Source organism: Pseudomonas sp. HMWF006 (genome assembly GCF_003061205.1).
In the GTDB taxonomy this organism is placed as follows: domain Bacteria; phylum Pseudomonadota; class Gammaproteobacteria; order Pseudomonadales; family Pseudomonadaceae; genus Aquipseudomonas; species Aquipseudomonas monsensis.
This window is the reverse complement of the sequence record NZ_QAIU01000212.1, coordinates 1-6,966: the sequence shown is the minus strand read 5'-3', so window position 1 is coordinate 6,966 and position 6,966 is coordinate 1. Positions and strand designations below refer to the sequence as shown.

The 6,966-nt window shown below is 59.9% G+C and carries 6 protein-coding genes and 1 pseudogene; 6 read left to right on the top strand and 1 reads right to left on the bottom strand.

Translation table 11 applies throughout. The features are described 5' to 3' along the window. The 6 genes and pseudogenes from DBR24_RS08370 to DBR24_RS08345 form a co-directional block, all read left to right on the top strand. Positions 1-435 (top strand): annotated as a pseudogene (locus DBR24_RS08370) (epimerase); the annotation flags it as partial. Positions 436-750: 315 nt separating this feature from the next. After that, positions 751-2,100, top strand: coding sequence for a GntP family permease (locus DBR24_RS08365; protein WP_128614481.1), 1,350 nt, complete (start codon positions 751-753; stop codon positions 2,098-2,100). 15 nt (positions 2,101-2,115) lie between these two features. After that, positions 2,116-2,976: a MurR/RpiR family transcriptional regulator gene (locus DBR24_RS08360; RefSeq protein WP_128614480.1), complete on the top strand. Its 861-nt coding sequence runs from the start codon at positions 2,116-2,118 to the stop codon at positions 2,974-2,976. Between the two features lies 1 nt (position 2,977). Further along, a complete protein-coding gene (locus DBR24_RS08355; RefSeq protein ID WP_128614479.1) occupies positions 2,978-4,435 on the top strand; it encodes an amidohydrolase family protein in 1,458 nt (485 codons plus the stop codon). A gap of 130 nt (positions 4,436-4,565) precedes the next feature. Beyond that, positions 4,566-5,978, top strand: coding sequence for a hypothetical protein (locus DBR24_RS08350; RefSeq protein WP_128614478.1), 1,413 nt, complete (start codon positions 4,566-4,568; stop codon positions 5,976-5,978). 54 nt (positions 5,979-6,032) lie between these two features. Further along, positions 6,033-6,401: a glyoxalase superfamily protein gene (locus tag DBR24_RS08345; RefSeq protein WP_123464449.1), complete on the top strand. Its 369-nt coding sequence runs from the start codon at positions 6,033-6,035 to the stop codon at positions 6,399-6,401. 255 nt (positions 6,402-6,656) lie between these two features. Here DBR24_RS08345 and DBR24_RS08340 read toward each other — a convergent pair. After that, positions 6,657-6,966 (bottom strand): DUF6124 family protein (locus DBR24_RS08340; RefSeq protein WP_128614477.1); only part of this gene is annotated, 310 nt, incomplete at its 5' end.

Sequence of the window (6,966 nt, the reverse complement as noted above, 5' to 3'; positions counted from 1 at the left end):
ACCCTGATCTATGGCCACAGCCTGGGCGTCAATCGCGACAGCGTGCAGTTGCCGCGCCTGCTCAAACAGGCCCGCAAAAGCGGCGTGGTGCGGCACGTCGGCAGCGGCCAGAACATCTGGTCCAACGTGCACATCGAAGACGTCGTCGCCCTGTACCTGCTGGCGCTGACCAGGAACGTGCCGGGTACCTTCTACTTCGTCGAGAGCGGTGAAGCGTCATTCATCGACATGACCACCGCCATGGCCCAGGCCCTGAACCTCGGCCAGCCACAAGACTGGCCGCTGCAAGACGCCGAAGCCGAATGGGGCTACGAAATGGCCAACTACGGCCTCGGCTCCAACAGCCGCGTACGCGGCAAACACGCCCGCGAACTGCTGGGCTGGGCGCCGAAGCGTACGTCGGTGGTGGAATGGATTCGTAACGAAATGGTGTGAGTCGTACACCCCCTCTGTAAACACCACCGAACCTGTGGGCGCTGGCAAGTCAGCTCCCACAGGTTTTTGCATTCCGGTTGAAGGATTGCGATCAATGTGGGAGCGAGCAGGCTCGCTCCCACACGGGTTTCTCATCTGTCGGAATGTCATGTAAATCCCGCCCCGTGATTTTCATTTATCGCGACAAGACATATCCGTTCGCGACACGCCTTACCTCTCCACGAAAATAACTTTCATGTGGTTTGAAAACTCGATCTCGAAATGATTTATGAGTTTCACAACCCATTCGAACGTGACCCTTTCGAGGAGTACCGCATGACGCCTTCCTTCGGCTATTGGCTGCTGGTCTATGCCGCCGTCGCCATCATCGCGCTGATCGTTTTGATCGCCCGTTACCGGCTCAATCCGTTCATTGTCATCACTCTGATTTCAATCGGTCTGGCGCTGGTGGCGGGGATGCCGCCGTCGGGTGTGGTGGGGGCGTATGAGGCCGGGGTGGGCAAGACGCTGGGACATATTGCGCTGGTGGTCGCGCTGGGGACGATGCTCGGCAAGATGATGGCCGAATCCGGTGGCGCGGAGCAGATGGCGCGCACGCTTATCGCGAAATTCGGCGAGAAGAACGCGCACTGGGCGATGGTCTGCATTGCGTTTCTGGTAGGCCTGCCATTGTTTTTCGAAGTCGGTTTTGTGTTGCTGGTGCCGATTGCCTTCACTGTGGCGCGACGGGTGGGGGTGTCGATTCTGATGGTCGGCCTGCCAATGGTGGCCGGCCTGTCGGTGGTGCATGCTTTGGTGCCGCCGCACCCGGCGGCGATGCTCGCGGTGCAGGCGTATCAGGCGTCGGTCGGGCAGACCTTGCTGTATGCGATTGCCATCGGCATTCCGACGGCGATTATCGCGGGGCCGCTGTACGCCAAATTCATCGTGCCGCGCATCCACTTGCCGGCGGATAACCCGCTGGAAAAACAATTCCTCGACCGCGAACCGCGCGACCAACTGCCGGGTTTCGGCATCACCATGGCGACCATCCTGTTGCCGGTGGTGCTGATGCTGATCGGTGGCTGGGCCAACCTGATCTCCACGCCGGGCAGCGGTTTCAATCAGTTCCTGTTGTTCATTGGCAACTCGGTGATCGCGCTGTTGCTGGCGACCTTGCTGAGCTTCTGGACGCTGGGTATCGCCCAGGGCTTCAATCGCGAGTCGATCCTCAAGTTCACCAACGAATGCCTGGCGCCGACCGCGAGTATCACGTTACTGGTGGGCGCCGGCGGCGGCTTGAACCGGATTCTGGTCGATGCCGGTGTCACCGATCAGATCGTCGGCCTGGCCCATGAATTTCACCTGTCGCCGCTGATCATGGGCTGGCTGTTCGCCGCGTTGATGCGGGTGGCCACCGGTTCGGCGACCGTGGCCATGACCACTGCGTCCGGCGTGGTTGCGCCGGTGGCCATTGGTCTGGGTTATCCACACCCTGAGCTGTTGGTGCTGGCGACCGGTGCCGGCTCGGTTATCTTTTCCCACGTCAACGACGGCGGCTTCTGGTTGATCAAGGAATACTTCAACATGACGGTCGCGCAGACGTTCAAGACCTGGACCGTGCTCGAGACGCTGATCTCGCTGGTCGCTTTCGGCCTGACCGTCGGCCTTTCCTACCTGCTGTAACCGGAGCCCGCCGCCATGGACATCCTTTATCAGATCCGCGCCCGTCAGGATTCCTTCAGCGCCGGCGAGGGCCGCATCGCCCGGCTGATGCTCGACGACGTTGGCTTTGCTGCGAGCGCCAGTCTCGAAGACCTCGCGCGCCGCGCCGAAGTCAGCACCGCCACGCTGTCGCGTTTCGCCCGCACCGTGGGCTGTCGCGACCTGCGTGATCTGCGCCTGCAACTGGCTCAGGCCAGCGGCGTTGGCAGCCGTTTTCTCGATCCGGCAGGCACCCCCGAGCAGTCGGCGTTCTACGGGCAGATTGTCGGCGATATCGAAACCACCCTGCGCCAGCATCTGGCCGGGTTTGACGAATCGCGCTTCGCCGATGCGGTGAAAATGCTCGGCCAGGCACGGATGATTCATGCGTTCGGCATGGGCGGTTGCTCGACCCTGTGCAGCGACGAATTGCAGGTGCGGCTGGTGCGCCTCGGCTACCCGATTGCGGCATGTCACGACGCGGTGATGATGCGCGTCACTGCCGCCAGCCTGAATGCCGAACAAGTGGTGATCGTCTGCTCGCTGACCGGCATCACTCCAGAGCTGCTGGAAACGGTCGAGCTGGCGCGCAACTACGGCGCGCGCATCCTCGCCATCACCCGCGCCGGCTCGCCGCTGGCGCAATTGGCCGACATCGTCCTGCCGCTGCAAGGCGCAGAAACCTCGTTCATCTACAAACCGACGGCGGCGCGCTACGGCATGCTGCTGGCCATCGACGTACTCGCCACCGAGCTGGCACTGGCCAATCCTGAAGACAATCAAGAACGTCTGCGGCGGATCAAACTGGCCCTCGACGAATACCGTGGCGGCGACGATCACCTGCCGCTGGGAGACTGACATGCTGTACGACACGCTGATTCGCAACGCCCTGGTCATTGATGGCAGCAACACGCCCGGCTACCACGCGGATGTGGCGATTTGTGCTGGTCGCATCGAGCGCATTGGTGACTTGCAAGACGCCAGCGCTGCCGAAGAAATCGACGCCGCCGGCCGCGTGCTGGCGCCGGGTTTTATCGACGTCCACACCCATGACGACACCGTGGTCATCCGCCAACCCGAGATGCTGCCCAAACTCAGCCAAGGCGTGACCACCGTGATCGTCGGCAACTGCGGGATCAGCGCCTCGCCCGTGACCCTGAAAGGCAATCCGCCGGATCCGATGAACCTGCTCGGCACCGCGGCAGCCTTCGTTTATCCACGCTTCAGCGATTACCGTGCGGCGGTCGAAGCGGCGAACACCACGCTGAACGTCGCTGCACTGGTCGGCCACACGGCGCTGCGCAGTAATCACCTCGATGACTTGTTCCGCACCGCCACGCCAGGCGAAATCGCTGCGATGCGCGAGCAATTGCGTGAAAGCCTTGAAGCCGGTGCGCTCGGCTTATCCACAGGTCTGGCCTACGCCAGTGCGTTCAACGCCTCTACCGATGAAGTGAAGCAACTGACCGAAGAACTGACGGCATTCGGCGCGGTGTACACCACGCACCTGCGCAGTGAATTCGAACCGGTGCTGGAGGCGATGGATGAAGCGTTCAGTATCGGCCGTCACTCGCGGTCACCGGTGATCATTTCCCACCTCAAGTGCGCCGGAGTCGGTAACTGGGGACGCAGTCCGCAGTTGCTCGCGGCGTTGGAGGAAGCGGCGAAAACCCAGCACGTCGGTTGCGACTGCTACCCGTATGCGGCAAGTTCTTCGACGCTGGATCTGAAGCAAGTCACCGACGCGCATCGCATCACCATCACTTGGTCGACACCGCATCCGCAAGTCAGCGGCCGCGACCTGATCGACATCGCTGCCGAATGGAGCGTGCCGCTGCTCGACGCGGCAAAACGCCTACAACCGGCGGGCGCGGTGTACTACGGAATGGACGAGGCCGATGTGCGAAGAATCCTCGCCCATCCGTTGTCGATGGTCGGCTCTGACGGACTGCCGGAAGACCCGTTCCCGCATCCACGCCTGTGGGGCGCTTTCCCACGGGTACTCGGGCATTTCAGTCGCGACGTCGGGCTGTTTCCGCTGCACACCGCCGTGCACAAGATGACCGGTCTGTCGGCGGCGCGCTTTGGCTTGAAGGAAAGGGGCGAGATTCGCGAAGGACACTGGGCGGATCTGGTGTTGTTCGATCCGGTGACCGTGCGCGATGTGGCGGATTTCAATGACCCGCAACGAGCGGCGCAAGGGATTGACGGGGTGTGGGTCAACGGCGTGTTGAGCTACCAGGAGGGGCAGTCTTCAGGACGCCACGCAGGACGGTTCCTCGTCCGTGAAGATGACCTGCGCAAAGGTTTTGTATAACCGCAGTCGCAGGTTTGCGACGTGGTCTGGATTTTTGTGCAGTGATGGCACATTGGAATTAAAGATTCCCTCGACCAAGCCGAATCGCTGACATTCAGTGGATTTGGCGTCTGTCGCCCCAGGGAGTTTCATGTACCGCGTTTGTTTGCTCGTAGCCGTCACATTACTGGCCGGTTGTGTCAGTCCACAATCACGCCAGGTGACGGAAGCCGAGGCCTTGTTCAAGGATATCCTCGCACGTCCATTGGTCAGCGATTCGGTTATGCGCGAAGGCGATATCCTGACGTTCCAGATCAGTCAGTCCGGCAATGCGCAAGCGGCGGCAGGTGTGGTTTTTCAGATGGAAGCCTCCTGCGCGGCCGACCGTGCCAGCTTGCTGTATCTGGGCGGCGGCGCTCGGATGTATCCGGGGCTCAATGGTCAGCAGTACTCGATCGGTCGAGCGATGCCGGCCAACGTGCTCGGGATGTTGAAAAACAACCCTGACTTCATCAAGGCGTGTGCCAGCACGCCGGCTTCGGATTGGCGAGTGGTCAAAGGCCGCGGCGAGGAACAATGGGTATTGTTTGATCGCAACAGTCTCAAGAAGGACGGTTCCGAACTGAGATTCTGGGCGGCCTACGACAACCCCTTGATTGGATTCGATGTGCCCTACGACGCTCCCTATGCACAGAAGCGCGAGCGTTACGCAGTCGATTGTGGCAAGCAGACCTACCGTGTGGTGGCGGGTTACGATCTGGATGCCGACAACACTGTCACGGATGGACAGGACGCGATTGCATTGACCTCCAGTGCAATCAGCGGCAGCAACGACGACTACGAGCGGCTGTTCAAACTGGTCTGTGAAAAACCCGAATCAGCAGCGCAACTGCCCAAGTTCGTTGCCCGCGCAAAGAAAAGCGTTCCAGTGATTCTGCCAACGCTTACCCCGGCAGTGACATCAGCCATCAAACAACTGAACATGCCGGACGCCGTTAAACCGCTCAACTATGTGGAAATCACGGGCCAGTCGAATTACCAGGGCAAGACTATAGACATGCGCGAAGTGCGCCACTTCGAAATCGATAGCGCCTCGCAGCAACTGACTCTGCATTTATCAGGCGCCAATTATGAGAGCGATGCCGTTACCTTTCGCGGGCTGCTGGATCTGGCGAAATTGAGCCGTTTCAGCGTCTCAAAGGGGCCCTCGATGAAAGACACGTCCAGTGTCATCAACCTAAGCTTCAGCGGCGACTGGCAGCATATGCCGGTCAACGGACGCTTGGCCTACAAAGCGACGTTCAGCAGCACTAACTCGCTGCTCGGCAAAGTCGACGAGCGCCAGGAAAACACCAACTGCACCGTTGTTCGCGAACTGTCGGCGAGCCAACTCAATGCAACCTTGAGCGGCTCGGCTAAAGAGTTGAAGTGTAGTAAAGAAGGCGATGAGTACAATCGGGTCAACACCTACTACTACTTGTCGGATTATGCTTATTTCTTCTTTGCACGCACCGACAAGAACCGTTTTTTCTACAGCGATCTGGTACTCAAGACGCTGCGTTGATTCGGCCATTTGGCTCGTCGAGTACGGGCCTTTTCCATAGGTGAGAGCACTTCCATGAGCTTCGGCAAAACCACCCCGATCCTGCGGATCTTCGATGAAGCCAAGGCTGTCGAGTTTTACGTCGACTTCCTCGGCTTCAAGATCGACTGGCAGCATCGCTTTGAGGCGAATTTTCCGTTGTATCTGCAGGTGTCCCGTGGCGAATGCGTGCTGCACCTGACCGAGCATCACGGCGATGCAACACCGGGTTCGGCGCTGCGCATCGAGACCGATGAGCTGGAGGCGTTCCAACAGCAATTGGTGGCCAAGGACTACAAGTTCTCGCACCCACAGATTCAGGCGATGCCGTGGGGGAGTCAGGACATGACGATTGCTGATCCGTTTGGTAATCGGTTGGTGTTTACCAACGCGATCAGTGTTTGAGCTGAGAAGAGCCCCTCACCCTAACACTCCCAAAGGGAGAGGGGACTGGTTGTGGGATGCTTTCGAGTTACATCGACCTGAAAGATTTGCAGCGATCTTGGATTCCCAGCGGTATTTGCAGGTCGGCGTAAATCGTCAGCATCTCTCGGTCGGCCCCCTCTCCCTCGGGGAGAGGGCTGGGGTGAGGGCAAAAATCGCAAGCCAGACAAAAAAGCCCGCTGCCAAACCACCAAGGTCTGACAGCGGGCTTTTTCGTCACTCGGTCGGCACTAACTTATCCAGTACGCGATTAACCGCCAGCTCCGCCAACATCACCACTTGAGCGATACCTTGCAGGGTTTTGCGGTGCGTGCCTTCGACCAGCGCTGCGTGGTTATGCAGCATGACGGTGGCCGAGCCGAGGGTTTCACTGGCATCCACCAGCAGCGACTCGGTATCGGCATCGGGGTCGGTCATGTACAGCTTGTTGGGTTTGTAAGGCGCGGCCATGATCTCGGCGGTTGGCGTGCCGAGGTAGTGGTCGAGGGCGCGCTCGGCGGCTTCGTGGAGTTTCTTTGAGTCGGGG

Coding starts and splice junctions, on each gene's coding strand:
- DBR24_RS08360 (WP_128614480.1), top strand. CDS start 2,116: ATGGACATCCTTTATCAGATCCGCGCCCGTCAGGATTCCTTCAGCGCC.
- DBR24_RS08350 (WP_128614478.1), top strand. CDS start 4,566: ATGTACCGCGTTTGTTTGCTCGTAGCCGTCACATTACTGGCCGGTTGT.
- DBR24_RS08345 (WP_123464449.1), top strand. CDS start 6,033: ATGAGCTTCGGCAAAACCACCCCGATCCTGCGGATCTTCGATGAAGCC.
- DBR24_RS08355 (WP_128614479.1), top strand. CDS start 2,978: ATGCTGTACGACACGCTGATTCGCAACGCCCTGGTCATTGATGGCAGC.
- DBR24_RS08365 (WP_128614481.1), top strand. CDS start 751: ATGACGCCTTCCTTCGGCTATTGGCTGCTGGTCTATGCCGCCGTCGCC.